The 705-nt window shown below is 37.9% G+C and carries 1 pseudogene; it reads left to right on the forward strand.

Going from position 1 to position 705, the window contains the following annotated elements:
• Positions 1 to 676 (forward strand): annotated as a pseudogene (locus BA79_RS18695) (transposase); the annotation flags it as partial.
• Positions 677 to 705: the final 29 nt, after the last annotated feature.

A 705-nucleotide genomic window follows, 5' to 3' on the forward strand; every position in this document is an offset into this window, starting at 1 on the left:
AATTGATCAGTACATTGATTTTTCATTTATCATAGACAAAGTAAAACCATATTATAGTGAGAATAAAGGTCGTCCCTCACTTGATCCACTTATTTTGTTTAAAATGATGTTTATCGGATACCTGTACGGTATCCGTTCTGAAAGACAACTTGAAAAAGAAATTTACTATAACATGGCGTATAGATGGTTTTTAGGTTTAAACATCAATGACCCCGTTCCCCATCACTCGACCATTAGCTGGAATCGTCGTACTCGATTTAAAGATACAACCATTTTTCAAGACATTTTCGATGAAATTGTTCTTCAAGCCATCAATCACGATATGGTTGGAGGGCGCGTTCTTTTTACTGACTCCACTCATCTTAAAGCCAATGCCAATAAACATAAATATACAAGAAAAACGATTGAACAAGATACCCAGAACTATATAAATGAATTAGAAGAAGCGATCCAAGAAGATCGGGTGGCACACGGAAAAAAGCCCTTAAAGGTAAAAGAGGAGGTGAAAACGGAAAAAGACATTCGTCAAAGTACGACTGATCCTGAAAGTGGCGATCTTTATCGTGAAAACAAACCAGAAGGCTTTTTCTACCTAGACCACCGTACAACGGATATGAAGTACAATATCATCACAGATGCTCATGTCACGCCTGGCAATGTCCGGCTATCTTTACCGTGAAAACAAACCAGAAGGCTTTTTCTACC

It is taken from the genome of Bacillus altitudinis 41KF2b, from assembly GCF_000691145.1.
GTDB lineage: Bacteria > Bacillota > Bacilli > Bacillales > Bacillaceae > Bacillus > Bacillus altitudinis.